The sequence below is a fragment of the Halobacillus sp. B23F22_5 genome, assembly GCF_043497085.1.
Taxonomy (GTDB): domain Bacteria; phylum Bacillota; class Bacilli; order Bacillales; family Halobacillaceae; genus Thalassobacillus.
The window spans coordinates 25520-47017 of the sequence record NZ_JBIEKI010000002.1; the positions used below are offsets into that span (position 1 = coordinate 25520).

Below are 21498 nucleotides of genomic sequence, written 5' to 3' on the forward strand. Positions count from 1 at the left end.
TCTATAATACAATGATTTAAAATAAACATGTTTTTATATCGTGTACGTTTGTGGGAAATAGTTTAAGGTAATAAATAGAGTAAAGTACTTTTTTATATGGATAGGAGGGAGAAGTATGAAAGGACAATATTATTGGATTTTAGCACTTATATTTGCGTTATTGATTGCGGTGTTTGCAGTAATTAATGTAGACCCAGTAGAAGTTAATTATTTATTCGGTACTGGGGAAGCACCATTAATTCTTGTTATTTTAATTTCCGTGCTTATGGGCGGGATTGTAACCGCGGCTCTAGGCGCAGTTCGAGTTTACCGGCTGCAGCGCGAAGTTAAAAAGCTTCGGAGCAAACAGGGAAATAAGGAATCACGAAACGTATCCGATATTAAAAAAGACAGAGATAAACGGGCTGAACGTATCCGCACAGACACCGCCGATCCCTCAGACCATTCCTCTGAATAAAATATCTTTCAGTTATTTGCTACCCCTGATTCCCTCTAGTATAATAAGTGGGTCAGGGGTGAACGTATGTTAAAAAGTAAAATGAAATGGAACTTTACATATAACGATAATGTAGATACAGAAGTATTTTTAGAAGATTTGGGAATCTCACCGCTTACAAGAAAATTATTGTGGCAAAGAAATATCACGGAGCCCGAAATGGCCGAACGCTTTTTGTTCCCTTCGTTGGATCACTTACATGATCCATTTTTGATGGAAGGAATGATAGAAGCTACGGAGCGTGTTAGGCTTGCTATCGAGCGAAAAGAAAATATTTTAGTGTTCGGGGATTATGATGCTGATGGAGTCAGCGCGACGACTGTTATGGTAGAAGCCTTGCGTGAAGCTGGGGCGGTATGTGATTTTTATATTCCTAACCGGTTCACCGAGGGATATGGACCAAATGAAGCAGCATTCCGCAAAGCGAAGGAAAACGGGATTAATGTCATCATTACTGTCGATACCGGCATTGCTGCAGTACATGAAGCGACTGTTGCAAAAGAGCTTGGAATCGACCTCATCATAACCGATCATCACGAGGTCCAGGAACAATTACCAGATGCCTATGCAATCATTCACCCTAAAGCCTCCGCTTCTTATCCTTTTCAAGAGCTTGCGGGTGTAGGGGTAGCTTTTAAATTTGCACAGGCTCTCCTGGGCAGACTGCCAAAAGAACTATTGGATCTTGTGGTCATTGGAACCATTGCTGACCTTGTTCCGCTTCAGGATGAAAACCGGGTGCTTGCTTTCTTTGGGCTGCAGGCTATCTCCCAATCGAAGCGACCTGGCATTCAGGCATTAAAAAATATGTGCGGAATCGAAGGTGACCTTAACGAAGAAACGATAGGTTTCATGATCGGACCGAGAATCAATGCGGTAGGACGTCTGCAAGATGCATCTCCGGCTGTGGAATTGTTGTTGACCGAAGATTATAAGCAAGCGGAAGATTTAGCAACATTAATTGATCAATTGAATAAAGAACGCCAGAAGATTGTTTCAGATATAGCAGATGAAGCTGAGAAATTGCTCGAAGGCGAAGAATCAGGGGATAATGATTCTGTAATTGTCGTGGGTAAACCCGGCTGGAATCCGGGAGTGTTAGGGATAGTTGCTTCCAAACTGGTTCGGCGTTTCGACCGCCCGGCAATTGTACTTGGAATTGATGAAGAAACAGGCGAAGCTAAAGGCTCAGCCAGGAGTATTGATGCTTTCGATTTATTTGTCAATTGCATGAAGGTGAGACCATTATTCAAACATTTTGGAGGACATGCTCAGGCTGCCGGAATGACCTTGAAAATAGAAAACATTAATGAACTACGGTATGAATTGAATCGATTAGCAGATGAACAGTTGACACCGGAGGATTTTACTCAAAGTGTCGATGTGGAAAATACTATTGATATTGCTGAGCTCTCGTTACAACAAATTAAAGAAATTGCAAAGTTGAGTCCGTTTGGAATGGGAAACCCTAAGCCGCTTTTTCATATTGATCATGCTCCAAAGGAAATTCGGCAAATTGGCAGCAAGCAGAATCATTTGAAATTCCAATTTCACAAATCTGGTACCCAGCTCGATGGTATTGCCTTTGGAATGGGGGATTTATATAGTGATATTTCCCCTTATTCTAATGTGGAAGCAATTGGGGAATTGGGCATAAATGAATGGAATGGCCGAAAAAAAATGCAAATCATGATCAAAGACCTCCGTATTGCTGAATGGCAGTTGTTTGACTACAGGGGCTCTAAATACATCGAAAAAAAACTCTCCGGAAGCAATCTGGATGATCATGTCGCCCTTTCTTTTGATGGGATCAGCCAAGCACCATTACATTTGAACGTAGTGGATAAACATTCGATTATGTACTACGAAGAAGGACAGATTTCAGGTCTTGTACTTTTGGACTTGCCATCCAAACTAGAGGATTTAGGTGAAATAATAGAAGCTGTCCAGCCGCGGAAAATATATGCCTGTTATCGGATTGACGACAGCGCATTCTTCGATAAACTCCCGACGCGAGAAGATTTCAAATGGTTTTATGGAATGCTCATGAAACATAAGACATTGGATATGAATCGCGGAGCATCCAAGCTCGCCTCTTATAAAGGATGGGACAAGGATACACTGGAATTCATCTCGCAGGTGTTTTTTGAGTTGGATTTTGTTAAAATAGAGAATGGACTGATTTCACTTCATCCTTCCCCATCAAAGAAGGATTTGAATGATTCGGATACGTATCAGTTAAAACAACGGAGATTACAAGTCGAAAAGAAACTTTATTATTCCAATTATCAAGAACTGAAATCATGGTTCGATCAATATATGGAGCAATTGGACTTGGCCGTTAAGGAGGAAGTAACACATGGATTATAAACAACATATCGCTATAGTAGAAGATTGGCCAAAAGAGGGAGTACGATTCAAGGACATCACGCCTTTGATGGATAATGGCAAGGCCTTCAAATCTGCTGTCGATGAAATTGTAGAGTATGCTAAATCACTGGATATCGATCTCATTGTAGGTCCTGAAGCCCGCGGCTTCATTGTCGGCTGTCCTGTTTCTTACGCGTTGGAGGTAGGTTTTGCCCCTGTTCGTAAAGAAGGGAAATTACCAAGAGAAACAATTAAAGTTGATTACGGTTTAGAATACGGCAAAAATGTACTTACACTGCACAAAGATGCAATTAAGCCTGGTCAGAGGGTGCTAATTACTGACGACTTATTAGCTACCGGTGGAACAATTGAAGCAACCATCAAACTGGTTGAAGAACTGGGTGGTGTCGTTGCAGGCTGTGCTTTCCTGATTGAGTTGACCTATTTACACGGAAGAGATAAGCTTGAAGGACACGATGTGTTGACATTGATGCAATACTAAAGTTATTGGAGTGCCCTCCCATGGGTACTCTTTGTTTATAATTATATTTTTTTCTTTACATTTACCTGTCTTTTTTTGATAATGAATTACAACCAATAATTATATTTTACAAGTATGTATAGAAACCAAGGTGATTAGATGTCGAAAGACAAAATTTTAAGCGCAGAAGAAGTGATTGAAGAAGCAAGCCGGTATTTGACGAAAGAAGATACCGGTTTTATTCGACGCGCTTATGAATTTGCGGAGCAGGCACATAAGGATCAATTTCGTAAGTCTGGAGAACCATATATCATCCATCCCATCCAGGTTGCAGGGATTCTTGTCAACTTGGAAATGGATCCAGAGACCATCGCTGGTGGTTTTCTACATGACGTCGTAGAAGATACCGATGTTTCTATTGAAGAAATAGAGGAGACGTTCAACAAGGAAGTAGCCATGCTGGTGGATGGCGTCACTAAGCTGGGTAAAATTAAGTATAAATCCAAAGAGGCACAACAAGCAGAAAATCACCGAAAAATGTTTGTCGCTATGGCGAAAGATATCCGAGTGATCCTGATAAAGCTGGCTGATCGGCTCCATAATATGCGGACGTTGAAGCACCTTCCTCCAGAAAAACAGCGGAGAATTTCTAATGAAACGCTGGAGATTTTCGCGCCGCTGGCTCACAGGCTTGGTATTTCGACAATCAAGTGGGAGTTAGAGGATACCGCACTGCGTTACTTAAACCCTCAGCAGTATTATCGCATTGTGCACCTAATGAAACAAAAACGGAACGAACGTGAATTCTATATAGAAGATGTCATGAAAGAGATAGAAGACCGGATGGAAGAAGTAAACATTAAGGCGGATATTTCCGGGCGTCCGAAGCATTTATACAGTATTTATCGTAAAATGGTGCTGCAAAACAAACAGTTCAATGAAATTTATGACCTTCTTGCTGTCAGGGTAATAGTCGATAGCATCAAAGACTGTTATGCTGTGCTCGGCATTATCCACACCTGCTGGAAACCTATGCCAGGAAGGTTTAAAGATTATATTGCCATGCCGAAGCCGAACTTATATCAATCTCTCCATACAACGGTCATTGGTCCAAAAGGTGATCCACTTGAAGTGCAGATTCGTACGCAAGACATGCATGATATAGCAGAATATGGGATTGCAGCTCATTGGGCCTATAAAGAAGGCGGGCAATTCAACCAGACAAAACAATCATTCGAAGAAAAACTGACCTGGTTCCGTGAAATTTTGGAATGGCAAAATGAAACCCACGATGCAGAGGAATTCATGGAATCCTTAAAGGTCGATCTATTTTCTGACATGGTATACGTTTTTACGCCAAAGGGAGATGTCATTGAACTTCCGTCAGGTTCCGTCCCGGTAGATTTCGCCTACCGTATCCATACCGAAGTAGGAAATCATACGATTGGTGCAAAAATAAATGGAAAAATGGAGCCGCTTGATTATGAGTTGAAGACGGGCGACATTGTAGAAATGATGACCTCCAAGCATTCGTATGGACCTTCGAAGGATTGGATAAAGTTAGCCCAAACATCCCAGGCTAAGAGTAAAATTAAACAATTCTTCAAAAAGCAGCGACGCGAAGAGAATATCCTGAAAGGGAAAGAACTTGTCGAAAAAGAGATCAAGAACATGGATTTGTCTCCTAAGGAGGTTCTATCCCAGGAAAATCTCGATCGTGTTGCTGAAAAATTCAATTTCAGTAACGAAGACGATATGTTCGCGGCAGTCGGCTATCAGGGAATTACGGCTGCTCAAATCGCCACCCGTTTGACTGAAAAAATAAGAAAGCAGAAAGAACAGGAACAGAATCTGGAAGAGACACTGGAAGAAGTAAAGAATGAAGTGAAAGCAAAACCTTCTGGTAAACGGGATTCCGGTGTCAGGGTGAAAGGTGTCGACAACCTGCTTGTACGACTGTCTAAGTGCTGCAACCCTGTCCCTGGTGATGATATTGTTGGATATATTACAAAAGGCCGAGGCGTTTCCGTGCATCGTTCCGATTGTCCGAATGTCCAAACAGAAGATGCTCAAAGCCGTTTACTTCCAGTGGAATGGGAAGGCAGTGGCTCGGATTCGAAACAGTATCATGTAGACTTGGAGATATCTGGATATGATAGGCGGGGCCTGGTCAATGAAGTTTTGCAGGCCGTTAATGAAACGAAAACAAACATTACAGCCGTGTCAGGTAAGTCGGATCGTAATAAAATGGCTACCATCAATATCACGATTTTAATCCAGAATATTAACCATTTAAGAAAAATAGTAGATCGTATTAAACAAATACCAGAAGTATATACCGTAAGAAGAATGATGCAATAAGGGGAACAGATACAATGAAAGCAGTTATCCAACGTGCCAAAAATGCCTCAGTCACTGTAGAAGGTGAGACTACAGGTGCGATTGATTCCGGCCTGGTGGTGTTACTAGGAGTCACCCACGAAGATACAGTGGACGATGCTAAATACCTGGCTAATAAAATCACCAATCTACGTATCTTTGAAGATGAGCAGGAAAAAATGAACTTAAGTTTGAAGGATGTACAAGGAAAAGTGTTGTCCATTTCCCAGTTCACTCTATACGGTGATTGTCGTAAAGGGCGCAGGCCTAACTTTATGTCCGCTGCTAAACCCGATGTGGCAAGTGAACTGTACCAGGTTTTCAACAGTCTGGTAGAAGAAGAAGGTGTACCTGTTGAAACAGGAGCCTTTGGCGAAATGATGGACGTCCAATTGAATAACATAGGACCGGTTACACTAATCATAGATAGTAAAGATAAATAACAAAAAGGATGGCCAGCATAAAGGCCATCCTTTTTACTATTAATTAAAATAATCCATTAGTCCATTTACAATACCAGTACTTAGTTTACGTTGATAATTAGAGGTTTTTACCATCTTTTCTTCTGTTACATTTGATAAATATCCAAGCTCCAGCAACAGGGAAGGGGTGTGGTTCTCACGGATTACATGGAAGCTATTGGCTTTTGCACCGCGATTGACTGCTCCTGTAGAACGGACCAATCCTTGCTGGACCAGTTTAGCAAGATTCCTATCCTGGCTGCTATGATAAAAGGTTTCTATACCTTTGGCGCCCGAATAAGTAGGGAAACTATTGTAGTGCAGACTGAGGAAAACATCTGCATTAGATGAATGAGAAACATTTACCCTGTTTACTAGAGAAATATAGCGATCATTGCTGCGAGTCATAATTACTTTTGCTCCTGCAGCCTGAAGCTTTTCCTTAACATGCAAAGCTGTTGCAAGGGTGACATTTTTTTCATAAGTACCACTTAGTCCGATTGCTCCTGGATCACGTCCCCCGTGTCCGGAATCAATCACAATGACTTTCCCCTGGAGACCTCCGCTAGAGCTGTTGTTCTGGCTCCCGTTATTTAGTGTTACAATCCAGCCGGCAACATACGCAGTACCCGAGCCATATTTTATTTTATACCATTTGCCTTCTTTCCTGACCACTTGAAAGTCGTCGCCTTTATGAGCTCTTCCAAGAATCTTATGATTCGTCGATGGACCACTGCGGATATTCGTACCATCATACAGGAGGGTTAAGGTTTGGGAGCTTTCCTCCCCGGTGCTTGTCTGAACCGGTTGACTGGAGTTTTGACCTGTCTTGTCTGGACTCGCATAATCACTGTGAATCCAGCCTTTACCATACTTACTGTTAATTTTGTACCAGTCGCCCTTTTTGCCAAGCTGTTTTACTGTCTGTCCCTTCATCAGATGGGTCAGAATTTTGGAGTTCGTATTAGGCTCTGCTCGTACTCGTAAGTAGTCTGCATCCGAGCGGACGGATGTATTTTCCTGGACTTTAACAAGGTACTTCGCTACCCAGGCTTTTCCGCCATTATATTGGATTTGGAGCCATCCATACTTTTCATCGAGGATAGGGTAGGAATCGCCTCTATGTATTTGACCCAGTTTCTTTGTATATGAACTAGGAGCTTCTCTCACGTTAAGTGTATCGATATTAACGATTGCATTATCCGCTTTTACTGGCAAGGCAGTGAATGCGGCAACACTTAACAAAAGCAAAAAAAGCAAACCAAATACTTTATTCAATTGTTTTACCAAACGTCATACCTCCTTTTGTTAGTTATTCGAGTTCAATAGTATCATTTCGACAATTTCTTTTAAATCCCTTTTTTTCCATGATTTTTTTAAAAAATATAATGAAAAAACATTTTAAAAGCTTGACATTGCCTTTCGGGAATCATATGATAATAATCAATTCTTAATTAGAGTCGTCAAAACCGATGAGGGAAAGAGTAATCAGGAAACATGCAGACAGAGAGGAAATGCCTTATGGCTGGAAGCATTTCTGTGTAATAGCCTGATGAAAGACATTCTTTAGGTGCTGTGTCGAACCATAAGTAGGCTCAGCCGTACACAGGCGTTAACTGTATGGAGAGGAAACATGAAATGGTATGTTTCAACCAGGGTGGCAACGCGGGTAACTCCCGTCCCTTTTATTAGGGACGGGAGTTTTTTATGTTTTATTGTCAGTCACTGACAATTATATAAAGGAGGATGTTGGGATGAAGGCACCAAGAGGGACGCAGGATATTTTACCTGGGACGTCTGAAAAATGGCAATACGTAGAAAGCGCTCTGATCGAGCTTTGCAGAAAATATAATTATCAGGAGATTCGTACACCTGTATTTGAACATACGGAATTGTTCCAACGGGGAGTAGGGGACACCACCGATATCGTTCAAAAAGAAATGTATACATTTGAAGACCGTGGAGGAAGGAGTTTGACCCTGAGACCAGAAGGCACAGCTTCTGTCGTACGCTCTTTTGTGGAACATAAGGTTTTTGGACTGCCAATGCAGCCGACTAAATTGTTTTACATCGGACCGATGTTCCGTTATGAGCGGCCTCAACAAGGCAGGATGCGACAGTTTTACCAATTTGGTATCGAAGCTTTGGGAAGTGCCGATCCAGCTATCGATGCGGAAGTGATGGCTTTGGCAATGGCGGCCTACCAGGAGCTTGGGCTGAAATCATTAAAGCTGGTCATCAACAGCTTAGGTGACACAGAAAGTCGTAAGCAGCACCGTGAAGCCTTGATCAACCACTTTGATCCACATCGGGAGGAACTATGCCAGGACTGTCAGGTGCGTCTGGATAAGAATCCACTTCGCGTGCTTGACTGCAAAAAGGATAGAGAACATCCGGCAATGGCAACAGCACCGTCTGTATTGGAATATTTGAACGAGGAATCAAGAGAGTACTTTGAGCAAGTCAAATCCTATTTAGATGCCATGGAAATTCCTTACGTGGTTGATAAAAACCTTGTCCGAGGGTTGGATTATTATAACCATACCGCTTTTGAAATCATGAGTGACGCTGAAGGCTTCGGGGCTATCACTACATTAAGCGGTGGTGGCCGTTATAATGGTCTGGTTGAAGAAATGGGAGGACCGGAGACTCCTGGTATCGGATTTGCGTTGAGTATTGAACGTCTGTTAATGGCACTGGAGGCAGAAGGAGTTGAATTGCCGGTCGATGAAGGGATCGATTGTTATTTTGTGGCTCTTGGCAATCAAGCTGAAAAAGAAGCGGTCCGTCTCACCTATCAGCTACGGAAAGCCGGCGTTCAGGTAGATAAAGATTACCTCGGAAGGAAAATCAAGAGTCAGTTCAAATCTGCTGACCGGCTGAAAGCAAAATATGTGATTGTATTAGGTGAAAATGAACTGGAAGCGGGCCGAGCGAACGTTAAACTAATGGAAACCGGTGAACAAAAAGAAATACCACTAACTGAGTTAGTCACTTATTTAAAGAACGAAATAGCAGGAGGGAAATAAGGATGGAACGACATCATTGCGGCAAACTGCGTGAATCAGACATCGGCAGTAAAGTCATGTTAAAAGGCTGGGTGCAAAAGCGACGGGACTTAGGCGGATTGATCTTTATCGATTTAAGGGACCGATCCGGTATTGTACAGGTTGTATTTAATCCTGAGGTTTCCAGCGAGGCTTTGAAGATTGCGGAAACTGTCAGGAATGAGTATGTATTAGAAATTCACGGTGAAGTACTTGGCAGAAGTGAAAATACCATCAATGAAAATCTCGAAACCGGGGCTATCGAGGTCCAGGCAGAAAAATTAGAAATTCTTAATAAAGCAAAGAACCCGCCATTCATGATAGAAGAGGAATCGGATGTGGCAGAGGACCTTCGTCTGAAATATCGTTATTTGGATTTGAGAAGGAAACCAATGCAAGAGACATTCTTCTTGCGTCATAAAACCAACCAGGTGGTACGGAATTTCTTGAATGAGGATGGGTACCTGGAAATGGAAACGCCGATGCTTACAAAAAGTACTCCGGAAGGCGCGCGGGATTATCTTGTTCCAAGCCGTGTCCATCCAGGTGAGTTTTATGCCTTGCCGCAATCGCCGCAATTATTCAAACAATTGCTGATGATGTCCGGTTTTGAAAAATACTACCAGATTGCCCGTTGTTTCCGTGATGAAGATTTGAGAGCAGATCGTCAGCCGGAATTCACCCAAATTGATATCGAGACGTCTTTCATGTCTAAAGAAGAAATCATGGATATGACCGAACGGATGATGGCGAAAGTCATGAAAGAGGTTAAGGGTATTGAGCTGGAGACTCCACTTCCAAAAATGCGTTATGAGGAAGCGATGGAACGATTTGGTTCAGACAAACCAGATACTCGTTTTGGAATGGAACTTGTGAATGTTTCCGAGTTGGTAAAAGATTCTGGGTTCAAAGTCTTCAGTGGAGCAGTATCCGATGGAGGTCAGGTCAGTGCTATTAATGTCAAAGGGCAAGCGGATGCATTCTCCCGGAAAGATATTGATAAGTTGACAGAGTTCGTCAAAGGATATGGCGCCAAAGGATTAGCCTGGATGAAGGTGGACGAAGCACAATGGAACGGTCCAATAGCTAAATTCTTCGGTGAAGATGAACTGATAGGCCTTGGTAATGCTGTAGAAGCAGAACCAGGTGACTTGATCCTGTTTGTTGCTGACAAAGTGTCGGTGGTGCAGGAGGGACTGGGTGCTTTACGTCTGAAACTGGGCAAGCAGCTTGAACTTATCGATGAAACAAAATTTAATTTCTTATGGGTGACAGACTGGCCATTACTTGAATATGACGAGGAAGCTGGACGTTATTTTGCAGCCCACCATCCCTTCACGATGCCAGAGCCGGATGAAGTGAAGCTATTGGAAACTGATCCTGGCAAAGTTCACGCCCAGGCTTATGATTTGGTGTTGAATGGGTATGAATTGGGCGGAGGATCCTTGCGTATTTATAATAAAGAATTGCAGGACCGGATGTTTGAAGTACTTGGCTTTTCCAAAGTGGAAGCCCAGGAACAATTCGGATTTTTGCTTGAGGCGCTTGAATATGGAACGCCGCCACATGGCGGAATCGCTTTAGGTCTGGACCGGATTGTAATGCTTTTGGCAGGACGGAATAACTTGAGAGATACGATTCTATTCCCTAAAACAGCTTCTGCATCTTGCTTGTTGACAGAAGCACCTGGGGATGTCAGTGAAGCACAATTAGAGGAATTGCATTTGCAGACCACTGCTAAAAAAGACAGTAACCAATAAGGAAACTGAAATGATTTTGTAATAAATAATTACGGAATCGTTATAGTAAACTTATTGATATTTGAGAGTTCGTATGCTATTATTTGATTACAAAGTAAAGGAACCAATCCTGATGTGTACGTTGTTCGAATGTACGTTTTGACCGAACATTTATGTACAGGGAGCCTGGTGTTTCCATGTGGAGTGCAGGCCTCGTTACGATGAGGACGCATGAAGCATGGAACAGGGCACCCACCTGCTAGGAGCGGGTTCAAAACTCATGAAACAACGGCACAATTGGGATTGGAACTTACATAGCCACACACCTTAAGGGAAACCTTAAGGTTTTTTTATACGCTAAGAAAGATGAATTTAATGATAGGTGTAAAGTATAAGAAATACGTAGGCTTTCGCGATAAGGACTTGGCGAAAAGCCAAGTGTTTCTAATAGAGTTAAAAGGAGCGGCTCATCTCATGTTGCATCAATTTTCACGAAATGAACTGGCAATTGGAAAAGAAGGTTTAGATTTACTCAAAAACTCCACAGTAGCTGTCTTAGGCATAGGAGGAGTCGGCTCCTTCAGCGTCGAGGCATTAGCACGGACAGGAATAGGTAAATTGATATTGATTGATAAAGATGTGGTTGATATTACAAATATAAATCGTCAATTGCCAGCACTTCTTTCTACAATTGGCCAGCCAAAAGCAGAATTGATGAAAGAACGTATAAAGGATATCAATCCAGACTGTGAAGTAGTGACGTTGAACATGTTTTATACGGAAGAGACTTATGAAACGCTGTTTGAATATAAACCTGATTTTGTGGTAGATGCCAGTGATACGATTATTTATAAAGTACATCTTATTAAAGAATGTATTGCTCGTGATATAAAGATTATCTCTAGTATGGGGGCAGCCAACAAGACAAACCCTACTAAGTTTCAGATTGATGATATTTTCAAAACAAGCTATGACCCTATCGCAAAAGTGATTCGAAAAAAATTGCGCGAAGCTGGTATTAAAAAAGGAATTCCGGTCGTTTACTCTCAGGAAAAACCGATTAAGATCAAAGAAGAAGTGCGAAAAGAAGTTGCACCGGAGAATCCTGGAACGAGAAAAGCGGAAATGCCTCCTTCTTCCAATGCTTTTGTACCGTCTGTTGCTGGTCTGATCATGGCAAGCCATGTTGTTAATGAAATCTTAAAACCAATTGAAATAGAGCGTAATTAAAAAGCAGGAAGCGATATACTCGCTTCCTGCTTTTAGATTGTCTAGGAAATTATAAAATTTTCTTTGTGTGGATAACTTTACGTGTAGGGTCACATCCAGCTCCAGCGCCTACCCCCTTGAGGTCTTAAGTCAATCCTCTTTGTGACAAAAAACGTCACGCCGAGGCTTGTCTTAAGCTTGTCGGAGGCCTGCAGGATGCAGGTCAGTTCGACGTTGGCACAGGACGTGCCGTTTTTAGTCGAACGTCATTACTAGCAAGGCGCTTGCGCTTTTGTTCTTATTTTGCAACTTGTTCCAGGTTACCATTTCTTTCCATTCGGAATTGTGGTTTAGCGAAATCGCCTTCTTCGTCGAATACAATCATCTTTCTTGCACGGTCCATAATTTGAATCAGCGCCTGATAGTCGTCTTGCATTGTTACTAGCTGACCTTGCAGCTGGGCATATTGTTTTTCTAATTTTTCTTTTTCTTCTTTGAGTTGCTGGTTTTCCGCTGTTACTTTATCCAGCTTGTTACGATGATTGGTAGAATTGTTCATATCAGTCTGTAAGTTACGCAAATAGTTAATGACGGTCCCCAGGTTTATCTGAGGAACAGATGTTTCGGAAGATTGTTTAGTAATGTGCGTATCTGTCTCCTCTGTAGGAGTAGTTTCTTCTCCGGCATAAGGCGCTGGTGTTTTCACAGCTCGTTTTGGCTGGTCCATGGCTTCTGCCCGTTTCTTTTCTTTTCGTTGCTTTTTAGCAATTTCAACTGCCTGGTCATACTTTTGGCGAACTTCTGCGTTCCAGCGGAATCCACAAGCTGCAGAAGTACGGTTCAATGCATCTCCCACTTCGTCAAAAGCTTTCAATTGAGTACTACCTTCCCGAATATGCCTCAGGACCGTTTCAGCTAACAATAAATCATCTTCATGAGACCAAGCATCCTGTCTAACTTTTGTCATAACAATCACTCCTCTTCTTAATGGTCTTTCTAGTATTATTAAAAAACTAGTTTGTTATTTTTATGACTATTGTGACCACTAAGAAAAGGATTTATACCAATATAGCGAGAATTAGTTATTTTTTTGCTGATTGATTTTATCATAGATTTGTTTCATGGCTTGCTCGAACTTGCCTGTATTTTTAGGTTTATAATACTTCTTATCCTTGATTGTATCAGGCAGGTATTGTTGATTTACCCAGGCATTGTCATAATTATGAGGGTATTTATATTCTGTCCCCCTGCCTAGTTCTTTGGCACCCTTGTAATGGGAATCTTTCAAATGTATGGGGACCTCCCCGCTGTGGCCATTCCTTATATCACTCAATGCTTCGTCCAGCGCTTTATAGGCAGTATTGGATTTTGGAGACAAGGCTAATTCTGATACGGCTACAGCGAGTGGGATGCGGGCTTCGGGAAAACCAAGGCGTTCAGCGGCTTCTACAGCTGCAATTGCTCGCGGCCCTGCTTGTGGGTTAGCAAGCCCAATATCTTCATAGGCGATTACCACTAACCTCCGGGCAATACTATCAAGGTCTCCAGCTTCGATTAGTCTCCCTAAATAGTGGAGGGAGGCATTAACATCACTTCCGCGTATGGACTTTTGAAAGGCTGACAAGACGTCATAGTGAGCATCCCCATCTTTGTCGTGGGTAAAACTCTTCTTCTGCATACACTCTTCTGCAGATTCAAGGTTGATATGAACCATTCCGTACTGGTCCGCTGGGGTAGAAAAGGCGGCTAGCTCTAACCCGTTTAAGGCTGCTCGAAGGTCGCCGTTAGCTGCCTGAGCAAAGTGATCCATCGCTTCTTGCGAGACATCGAGTTCAAGCTCACCCAACCCCTCTTTTTTATCTGCTATAGCACGTGATAAAGCTTCTTTGATATCATTTTTGTTTAGTCTGTAAAGTTCGAATAAGTGACAGCGGCTTCGGATTGCCGGGTTGATGGAATGATAAGGATTACTGGTGGTACAGCCAATCAATGTCAACAAATTGGTCTCTAAGTGGGGGAGCAGGAAATCCTGCTTTCCTTTATCTAAACGATGTACCTCATCCAGAATCAACACCATCTGACCATGCATTTTTGCCTCTTCTACTGCAATTTCCATATCTTTTTTCTTATCAGTTACGGCATTCAATAATTTGTAAGGCAGGTTCAGACTTTTTGCCAGGGCCATAGCCATTGATGTTTTACCGGTTCCTGGCGGGCCGAAAAGGATCATGGAAGCCAATCGGTTGGCTTGCACCATCCTCCGTATCGTTTTCCCTTCAGAAACGAGATGCTTCTGACCGATTATTTCATCTATATTGGTAGGTCGCATCCGAAAAGCAAGCGGCTTTTGTTTCATTTTATTATCCCCTTTATTCTTTATCTTTCTTTTGATAAGCGTAGTCATATTTCAGATAGAATGCAAGAGCCGCACTTTCATGCTATAATAGCGTTTAGTTCAAAACGGAAGCGGTCGTTCTGCCGCTGTTTGGAAGTTAGGAGGAAATACATGCCTCAACATCAGCAGAATTCACATAACCAAGTGGTACGCTGGTCATTTTTTGTGATTGGTTTAATCATATTAGCTTTGGGCATCTCACTAACCATGCAAGCAAAAGGTCTTGGTATCGGTCCATGGGATGTCTTTCATTATGGATTATTTGTTCAACTAGGTTTAACCGTAGGGTCCTGGTCCATTATTGCGGGACTGGCAATAGTAGCTGTTACATCAATAGCGATGAAACAATGGCCACAAATCGGTACGATATTAAATATGGTGTTAATCGGTGTGTTTATTGACTTTTTTAATTGGATTTTACCAGCACCCGATCACTTATGGACAGAAGTATTAGTATTCGTGGCAGGAACGGCAGTAATGGCTTATGGTATCGGGATTTATGTTTCACCTGGGATGGGAGCTGGGCCCCGGGACAGTTTGATGCTGGTTCTGACAGATGTGACCGGTTGGAAAGTATCAACAGTAAGGAATTGGAATGAAATCATTGTAGCGGTTCTTGGCTGGCTGCTAGGTGGACCAGTCGGAATAGGGACGGTATTTATCGCGTTGTTCCTCGGAACGATGGTTGGATACTCCCTTCCCCAGGCAAAAAAATTACTTAACTTTTTCTTGAAGAAAGGTGAAAGAAATGAAAATATCTACAAAAGGCCGTTACGGGCTGACAATCATGATCGAACTGGCGAAAAGGTACGGTGAGGGACCGATATCGCTGAAACAAATAGCTAGAGAAAAAGATTTGTCTGAGCATTATCTGGAGCAGTTGGTTGCTCCTCTTCGAAATGCACGTTTAGTAAAAAGTGTCCGTGGAGCGTATGGTGGCTATATGCTGACAAAAGCGCCACATGAGATTACTGCAGGGGATGTTATTCGTGTGTTAGAAGGTCCTATCACTCCAGTAGAAGGAATCGAGGATGAGGAGCCAGCCAAGCAGGCATTGTGGAAAAGAGTCAGGGATGCAGTAAAGGAAGTGTTGGATACTACGACTCTCGAAGATTTGAAAGATCATGTCGAGGATCAAACCCAGGACGCCTATATGTTTTATATTTAATTTAAATGGAAGTGATTGGAATGAAAGCAATATATTTAGACCATGCAGCCACTACTCCCATGCACCCTAAAGTGATTGAAAGTATGCTGCCTGTCTATCAGGATGTGTTCGGAAATCCTTCAAGTGTCCACCAGTTTGGCCGAAAGGCGCGGAGAATCCTTGATGAGGCGCGTCGAACCATAGCGGAAAGCATTGGAGCCAATGAGAAAGAAATCATTTTTACAAGCAGTGGCACGGAAGCGGATAACCTTGCCTTAATCGGAACAGCCCGCGCGAACAGGGGGAAAGGGGCTCATATCATCACAACGGCGATGGAACATCATGCAACTCTCCATGCTGCAGAGCAACTGGAGAAAGAAGGATTCCGCGTCACCTATCTAAACCCGGATAAATCTGGCCTCATTCGGATAGAAGAATTGGAAGCTGCTTTGACCGAGGATACGACGATCGTTTCAGTGATGACAGTCAATAATGAAACGGGTATGATCCAGCCGATCAAGGAAATCGGCGAGCTTTTAGAAAAACATCAGGCTTATTTCCATACAGATGCGGTGCAGGCTTATGGAGTTCTGGATGTTAGCGTGGCAGCCATGAAAGTGGACATGCTCACTGTGTCAGGGCACAAAATCAACGGTCCTAAAGGAATCGGGTTCCTTTATGCAAAAGAGGGTACCCAAATGCAAACCTTGCACTATGGCGGTGAACAAGAGCGAAAACGACGCCCTGGTACTGAAAATCTCCCTGGTGTCAAAGGTTTGCAAACCGCAGTACAAGTAATGATGGAAGAAAAAGAGTCCAGGATGGAAATCTATCATCGATATAAAAAGCTGTTTTTGGAAACCTTAGAAGAAGAAAAGATTGAATTCACAATCAATGGAGAGCTGGAAAAAATGGCTCCGACTATCATTAACCTGAGTTTTCCAGGGATGAATGTGGAAACCATGTTGACTAATTTTGATTTGGCAGGCGTAGCTGCTTCGAGTGGCAGTGCTTGTACAGCCGGATCTGTAGAGCCCTCTCATGTGCTTTCAGCGATGTATGGGAAAGAAAACACAAGAACTGTTAATTCAATACGTTTCAGTTTTGGTATGGCAAACAACGAAGAAAATGTTGTCGAAGCAGCCAAAAAAATCAGCCAGGTGATTAAACGGCTGAGTGAATGATAGAAGGATGAAAGATGGTGAGAAATATGAAAGATCCGAAAGATACTCGAGTCGTTATTGGAATGAGCGGGGGAGTGGATTCCTCTGTAGCTGCTTTGCTTTTAAAAGAGCAAGGGTATGATGTGGTCGGCATCTTTATGAAAAATTGGGATGACACGGATGAAAATGGCGTATGTACTGCAACAGAAGATTTTGAAGATGTTATACGGGTGTGTAATCAGCTGGATATCCCTTACTATGCAGTCAATTTTGAAAAACAATACTGGGATAAAGTGTTCAGCTACTTTTTAGATGAATATAAGGCAGGTAGAACTCCAAACCCGGATGTCATGTGTAATAAGGAAATCAAGTTCAAAGCATTTCTGGACCACGCTGTTTCTCTGGGTGCAGATTATTTGGCTACCGGTCATTATGCACAGGTGAGAGAAAAAGACGGACAATTTGAAATGTTGCGCGGGATAGATAATAACAAAGATCAAACGTATTTCTTGAATCAGCTTTCCCAGGATGTACTGGCTAAAGTAATGTTCCCGCTTGGCCATCTGGAGAAAAAGAGAGTACGGGAAATTGCCAAAGAGCATGATTTAGCTACAGCAACAAAGAAAGACAGCACTGGCATCTGTTTTATAGGTGAACGTAATTTCAAGGAATTCTTGAGTGAATATCTACCTGCACAACCGGGAGAAATGCAGACCCTTGATGGTGAAGTGAAGGGTAAGCATGATGGGTTGATGTATTATACGCTTGGCCAGCGACAAGGTTTGGGGATCGGTGGAGCTGGTGAACCCTGGTTTGTCGTTGGGAAAAATCTGAAAGAGAATATCCTTTATGTCGGGCAGGGGTTCCATCATGACGCTTTATATTCAGACGCGCTGATTGCCAGTCAAATTAATTGGATCAGTGGTAAAATGCCTGCAGAAAAGATGGAATATACCGCCAAATTCCGTTATCGCCAGGATGACAGTCCGGTGACTGTGCAGGTGTTAGACGACGATAAAGTGAAAGTGATTTTTCACGAGGCCCAACGGGCGATTACACCTGGTCAGGCAGTTGTCTTTTATGATGGAGAAGTTTGTCTTGGGGGAGCAACGATTGATGAAGTGCTTAAGAACGATCAAGCTCTGACCTATGTAGGGTAAGAGCAGGAAATGTTCAACTAAGACCATGCAGGGCCGGATGCGCGCATGGTCTTTTCTCATGTAAAGAAAGGAAGGGATAGATATGGATAAGTTAGCTAAAGGTATCGAAGAGATGAAACAACAGAATTTAGAGCAGGCTGCTAAATGGTTTACAGAAGCGATTGAAGAAAATCCGGAGGAACCATTAGGTTATATCAATTTCGGTAATTTATTGTTGCATATGAAAGATTATGAACGAGCACAGCGCTTTTTTGAACGCGCGATAGAAAAAGACAGTCATGCGGCTACCGCCTATTATGGTTTAGGAAACACCTTTTACGAACAAGAGGACTATAGCAGGGCTCAGGAGCAATTTTTACACGCAATTGAAGAGGGTTTGAATGAAGCGGATGTCCATTTCATGATGGGAATGACGTTCATCCATCAGGAGCATAACCGTCTTGCATTGCCTTATTTGATGACAGCAGCTGAAATTGATGAAAACGATATTGATATACAATTCCAATATGGACTGTGTCTGGCACAAAATGAAGATATCGAGCACGCAGAACAACAGATGAATCATGTGCTACAATTAGAACCAAATCATAGTGATGCCTATTATAATCTTGGTGTGATTGCATTGTATCAGGAAGACGTGGACAAAGCGCTTGCCAGGTTCAATCAGGCATTGGAAATCCAGCCGGAACACATGCTCGCAGCTAATGGTAAAAAACAGATAGAAAATATGTTAGACAGCCAAAGCTAGTAAGGAAAGGAGAAAACGGATAGCAATGGAAACGATTGACGATAAGCAGCAGCTTGAAGCAGGTTATATTAAAGGTACGCTGAACCGGATGATCTTTCATAATGAGTCCGAACATTTTTCCATTGCTTCCGTCCGTATCAAAGATACGAATGAACCAATAGAAGAAAAGGACGTCGTAATCAAAGGACATTTTTCGCCTTTAGAAGAAGGGGAAAATTATATATTTCAAGGAAAAATAGAGCAGCATCCTAAGTTTGGCAAACAATATCAAATTGATTTTTACCGCAGGGTGCTGCCTGAGTCGAAAGATGGATTGATCGCTTACTTATCCAGTGATTTGTTCCAGGGCATCGGTAAAAAAACAGCAGAAAAAATTCATCAGACCCTTGGCAATCAAGCGGTTAGCTCCATCTTGAACGATAAAAATGTATTGGATAATGTCCCAGGCTTGAAGAAAGAACAGGGTGACCGTTTATATCATGCATTGAAGGAACACCAGGGGTTTGAACATGTGGTTATTCATGTGTCGCAATATGGATTCGGATTGAAAATGGCTCAAAAGATTTATGAGGTGTTTAAAGATGAAAGCCTCTCTATCCTTCAGGAAGATCCTTATCAGCTTGTATTCCATGTGGAGGGGTTTGGTTTTCACCGGGCCGATGAAGTAGCACGAGTAAATCAGGTACCTTTTGATCATCCGACACGAATCAGGGCTGCATGTCTTTATATCCTTCAACAAAGTTATCAGACTGGTCATGTTTACCTGCCAACCCGTGAGGTATTGGAAAGCCTTGACCGGCTTTTGAATGGCAGCCAGCAGGCAATCACTTTTGATCATCTCTCCCAACAACTGATCCAAATGGGTGAAGAAGGGATTGTGAGGATCGAAACGGATCGTATATATCTTCCTTCCTTGTTTCATGCAGAAAATGGCTTTTGTCATCAGTTAGAGCGAATAACTTCGGATAAAATGAACGCTGATTATACACAAGCGGAGTTATTGAAGATTATCGGCTCTGTAGAAGAGGAAGAATCACTTAGTTATGGTCAGGATCAATTCCAGGCCATTGAAAAATCGTTACAATCAAAAGTGATGATTTTGACTGGGGGGCCAGGTACTGGGAAGACGACGGTCATCAAAGGAATCATCCGGGCGTATGCAGAATTGAATGAGTTATCGCTCAAACCGGATGATTATGATCAGGATGAACCTTTTCCATTTATATTGACTGCGCCTACCGGCAGAGCTGCCAAACGGATGACAGAATCAACCGGGTTACCGGCTAGAACGGTTCACCGCTTACTTGGATGGGATGGTAAAAATTCTTTTGAAAAGAACCAGAATAATCAGTTGGAAGGCAAAGTTCTTATCGTTGATGAATTTTCCATGGTGGATATTTGGCTGGCCAACCAGTTATTCCGAGCAATACCGACAGATATGCAAGTATTGGTCGTAGGTGATGAAGACCAGCTCCCTTCTGTCGGACCTGGGCAGGTCTTGACAGATATGCTCGCTTCAGAGCAGTTGCCTTATGTTCAGCTGCAGGAGGTTTACCGCCAAAAAGAGGGGTCACGTATTATTCAACTGGCTCACGAAATTAAAAATGACAATTGTACCTCACAATCCTTGAAAAAAGAGCGAGACTTCACCTTTATTGACGCCAGAGAACATCAGTTAGTGGATGTAGTGACACATATAGTAAAACGTGCTATCGATAAAGGGATTGAACGGCGTGAAGTACAAGTGCTTGCTCCCATGTATCGGACGCAGGTGGGTATCAACAAACTGAACGAAGAGATTCAATTGTTAGTAAATCCCCCTAGTAAACAAAAACGTGATATAAAGTTCAAAGAGCTTGTCTACAGGACGGGTGATAAAGTGATTCAACTAGTCAACCAGCCAGAGGACGGTGTCTATAATGGGGATATTGGAGAAATTGTTGCTATTTTCAGAGAAGATGAGAATGTTGATCAAGTAGAACAGGTAGTAATTGATTTTGACGGAAAAGAAGTTGTCTACCCTAAGAAAGACCTGACTAATATTACGCATGCCTATTGCACTTCTATCCACAAATCGCAGGGATCTGAATTTTCGATTGTCATTCTGCCAGTGGTACGCAGCTACCGTCGGATGCTGCGTAAAAATCTTTTATATACTGCTATCACAAGGAGCAAGCAATCGTTGATTATTTGTGGAGACAAACAAGCATTTTTAGAAGGAGTCAAAACCGAGGATACAAATCTTCGATACACACATTTGAAAGAAAAACTAATGGAGAACAACGCCACACCAATTTCAGAGGAGGAGGAGGAAGAGATTTCCCCTTATGACTTTATGTGAAACACGTAGGTTGATGGTGCAGGAATTAATCTCATTCCCACGGCCCCATTAAGCGCAAGAAAGAGGTGGCTTTCATAGAATATAGGAATGGAACCTGGTAAGTGAAATTCAGGGTACTGTAGAGTATTTTATGTATAATTGAAGCTTTTCCGGGACATGATAGGGGCTAAAAAGGAGTTTTTCTCTTGATTTGCCCTAACTGTCAGCGAAAAGATATCGGAAAAGTTGGTACAAACCAGTACTATTGCTGGAATTGCTATATTGAATTATCCTATGAAAATGGCAGAATGAATGTCCATCAGATTGAAGAAGACGGCAGCCTCAGTTCCCTTAATGACCTTTTCTTCCAGGAAGCAGAGTAA

General features: G+C 42.4%; 18 protein-coding genes, 1 other RNA gene and 1 other annotated feature. Of the genes, 16 read left to right on the forward strand and 3 right to left on the reverse strand.

Annotated elements, in window-relative coordinates:
- Positions 1-115: 115 nt before the first annotated feature.
- The 5 genes from ACGTN9_RS03415 (at position 116) to dtd (ending at position 6169) form a co-directional block, all read left to right on the forward strand.
- Positions 116-457, forward strand: a complete 342-nt coding sequence (locus tag ACGTN9_RS03415; protein WP_499590587.1) for a LapA family protein — start codon at positions 116-118, stop codon at positions 455-457.
- Between the two features lie 66 nt (positions 458-523).
- A complete protein-coding gene (recJ, locus tag ACGTN9_RS03420) occupies positions 524-2866 on the forward strand; it encodes a single-stranded-DNA-specific exonuclease RecJ (protein WP_499590589.1) in 2343 nt (780 codons plus the stop codon).
- Positions 2856-3368, forward strand: a complete 513-nt coding sequence (locus ACGTN9_RS03425) for an adenine phosphoribosyltransferase (protein WP_499590591.1) — start codon at positions 2856-2858, stop codon at positions 3366-3368. Before recJ ends, ACGTN9_RS03425 begins: the two co-directional genes overlap by 11 nt.
- A 138-nt stretch (positions 3369-3506) precedes the next feature.
- The gene (locus tag ACGTN9_RS03430) at positions 3507-5708 is read left to right on the forward strand and encodes a RelA/SpoT family protein (RefSeq protein ID WP_499590593.1); all 2202 of its coding nucleotides are present in this window, start codon (positions 3507-3509) and stop codon (positions 5706-5708) included.
- A 14-nt stretch (positions 5709-5722) separates the two neighbouring features.
- Positions 5723-6169, forward strand: coding sequence for a D-aminoacyl-tRNA deacylase (dtd, locus tag ACGTN9_RS03435; RefSeq protein WP_499590595.1), 447 nt, complete (start codon positions 5723-5725; stop codon positions 6167-6169).
- A gap of 39 nt (positions 6170-6208) precedes the next feature.
- On the opposite strand, the gene ACGTN9_RS03440 is transcribed toward dtd, so the two are convergent.
- Positions 6209-7477, reverse strand: a complete 1269-nt coding sequence (locus ACGTN9_RS03440) for an N-acetylmuramoyl-L-alanine amidase family protein (RefSeq protein WP_499590597.1) — start codon at positions 7475-7477, stop codon at positions 6209-6211.
- Between the two features lie 173 nt (positions 7478-7650).
- Positions 7651-7874 (forward strand) — a binding site (T-box leader).
- 67 nt (positions 7875-7941) lie between these two features.
- Here ACGTN9_RS03440 and hisS point away from each other — a divergent pair.
- The 4 genes from hisS (at position 7942) to ACGTN9_RS03460 (ending at position 12203) form a co-directional block, all read left to right on the forward strand.
- Entirely contained in the window at positions 7942-9216 is a 1275-nt protein-coding gene (gene hisS / locus ACGTN9_RS03445) for a histidine--tRNA ligase (RefSeq protein ID WP_499590599.1), read from the forward strand.
- Between the two features lie 2 nt (positions 9217-9218).
- Positions 9219-10994 (forward strand): aspartate--tRNA ligase, encoded by a 1776-nt coding sequence (aspS, locus tag ACGTN9_RS03450; RefSeq protein WP_499590601.1) that lies wholly within the window; start codon positions 9219-9221, stop codon positions 10992-10994.
- Positions 10995-11097: 103 nt separating this feature from the next.
- Positions 11098-11281: non-coding RNA, 6S RNA (gene ssrS / locus ACGTN9_RS03455), on the forward strand.
- Between the two features lie 166 nt (positions 11282-11447).
- Positions 11448-12203: a tRNA threonylcarbamoyladenosine dehydratase gene (locus ACGTN9_RS03460; protein WP_499591269.1), complete on the forward strand. Its 756-nt coding sequence runs from the start codon at positions 11448-11450 to the stop codon at positions 12201-12203.
- A 277-nt stretch (positions 12204-12480) separates the two neighbouring features.
- Here the strand turns inward: ACGTN9_RS03460 and ACGTN9_RS03465 are convergent, their stop codons facing one another.
- On the reverse strand, positions 12481-13149 hold the full coding sequence (locus ACGTN9_RS03465; protein WP_499590603.1) for an RsfA family transcriptional regulator: 669 nt from the start codon (positions 13147-13149) through the stop codon (positions 12481-12483).
- A 111-nt stretch (positions 13150-13260) separates the two neighbouring features.
- On the reverse strand, positions 13261-14538 hold the full coding sequence (locus ACGTN9_RS03470) for a replication-associated recombination protein A (protein WP_499590605.1): 1278 nt from the start codon (positions 14536-14538) through the stop codon (positions 13261-13263).
- 150 nt (positions 14539-14688) lie between these two features.
- Here ACGTN9_RS03470 and ACGTN9_RS03475 point away from each other — a divergent pair, with 150 nt between their 5' ends.
- The 7 genes from ACGTN9_RS03475 (at position 14689) to ACGTN9_RS03505 (ending at position 21498) form a co-directional block, all read left to right on the forward strand.
- Positions 14689-15393, forward strand: a complete 705-nt coding sequence (locus ACGTN9_RS03475; RefSeq protein ID WP_499590607.1) for a YczE/YyaS/YitT family protein — start codon at positions 14689-14691, stop codon at positions 15391-15393.
- Positions 15326-15745 carry a cysteine metabolism transcriptional regulator CymR gene (gene cymR / locus ACGTN9_RS03480; RefSeq protein ID WP_028783311.1) on the forward strand — a complete coding sequence of 140 codons (420 nt, stop codon included), beginning with the start codon at positions 15326-15328 and terminating at the stop codon, positions 15743-15745. The genes ACGTN9_RS03475 and cymR overlap by 68 nt, the downstream gene beginning before the upstream one ends.
- 20 nt (positions 15746-15765) lie before the next feature.
- Complete coding sequence (locus tag ACGTN9_RS03485; RefSeq protein WP_499590609.1) at positions 15766-16908, forward strand: cysteine desulfurase family protein; 1143 nt, start codon at positions 15766-15768, stop codon at positions 16906-16908.
- 26 nt (positions 16909-16934) lie between these two features.
- The gene (mnmA, locus tag ACGTN9_RS03490) at positions 16935-18047 is read left to right on the forward strand and encodes a tRNA 2-thiouridine(34) synthase MnmA (RefSeq protein WP_499591271.1); all 1113 of its coding nucleotides are present in this window, start codon (positions 16935-16937) and stop codon (positions 18045-18047) included.
- 82 nt (positions 18048-18129) lie between these two features.
- A complete protein-coding gene (locus ACGTN9_RS03495; protein WP_499590611.1) occupies positions 18130-18795 on the forward strand; it encodes a tetratricopeptide repeat protein in 666 nt (221 codons plus the stop codon).
- A gap of 25 nt (positions 18796-18820) precedes the next feature.
- Positions 18821-21136 carry an SF1B family DNA helicase RecD2 gene (gene recD2 / locus ACGTN9_RS03500; RefSeq protein ID WP_499590613.1) on the forward strand — a complete coding sequence of 772 codons (2316 nt, stop codon included), beginning with the start codon at positions 18821-18823 and terminating at the stop codon, positions 21134-21136.
- A 185-nt stretch (positions 21137-21321) separates the two neighbouring features.
- Entirely contained in the window at positions 21322-21498 is a 177-nt protein-coding gene (locus ACGTN9_RS03505) for a YrzR-like zinc ribbon domain (RefSeq protein ID WP_093045502.1), read from the forward strand.

Bases quoted from the DNA above. Each gene is read 5' to 3' on its own strand.
- ACGTN9_RS03415 (WP_499590587.1), top strand. From the start codon at position 116: ATGAAAGGACAATATTATTGGATTTTAGCACTTATATTTGCGTTATTG.
- recJ (WP_499590589.1), top strand. From the start codon at position 524: ATGTTAAAAAGTAAAATGAAATGGAACTTTACATATAACGATAATGTA.
- ACGTN9_RS03425 (WP_499590591.1), top strand. From the start codon at position 2,856: ATGGATTATAAACAACATATCGCTATAGTAGAAGATTGGCCAAAAGAG.
- ACGTN9_RS03430 (WP_499590593.1), top strand. From the start codon at position 3,507: ATGTCGAAAGACAAAATTTTAAGCGCAGAAGAAGTGATTGAAGAAGCA.
- dtd (WP_499590595.1), top strand. From the start codon at position 5,723: ATGAAAGCAGTTATCCAACGTGCCAAAAATGCCTCAGTCACTGTAGAA.
- hisS (WP_499590599.1), top strand. From the start codon at position 7,942: ATGAAGGCACCAAGAGGGACGCAGGATATTTTACCTGGGACGTCTGAA.
- aspS (WP_499590601.1), top strand. From the start codon at position 9,219: ATGGAACGACATCATTGCGGCAAACTGCGTGAATCAGACATCGGCAGT.
- ACGTN9_RS03460 (WP_499591269.1), top strand. From the start codon at position 11,448: ATGTTGCATCAATTTTCACGAAATGAACTGGCAATTGGAAAAGAAGGT.
- ACGTN9_RS03465 (WP_499590603.1), bottom strand. From the start codon at position 13,149: ATGACAAAAGTTAGACAGGATGCTTGGTCTCATGAAGATGATTTATTG.
- ACGTN9_RS03470 (WP_499590605.1), bottom strand. From the start codon at position 14,538: ATGAAACAAAAGCCGCTTGCTTTTCGGATGCGACCTACCAATATAGAT.
- ACGTN9_RS03475 (WP_499590607.1), top strand. From the start codon at position 14,689: ATGCCTCAACATCAGCAGAATTCACATAACCAAGTGGTACGCTGGTCA.
- cymR (WP_028783311.1), top strand. From the start codon at position 15,326: ATGAAAATATCTACAAAAGGCCGTTACGGGCTGACAATCATGATCGAA.
- ACGTN9_RS03485 (WP_499590609.1), top strand. From the start codon at position 15,766: ATGAAAGCAATATATTTAGACCATGCAGCCACTACTCCCATGCACCCT.
- mnmA (WP_499591271.1), top strand. From the start codon at position 16,935: ATGAAAGATCCGAAAGATACTCGAGTCGTTATTGGAATGAGCGGGGGA.
- ACGTN9_RS03495 (WP_499590611.1), top strand. From the start codon at position 18,130: ATGGATAAGTTAGCTAAAGGTATCGAAGAGATGAAACAACAGAATTTA.
- recD2 (WP_499590613.1), top strand. From the start codon at position 18,821: ATGGAAACGATTGACGATAAGCAGCAGCTTGAAGCAGGTTATATTAAA.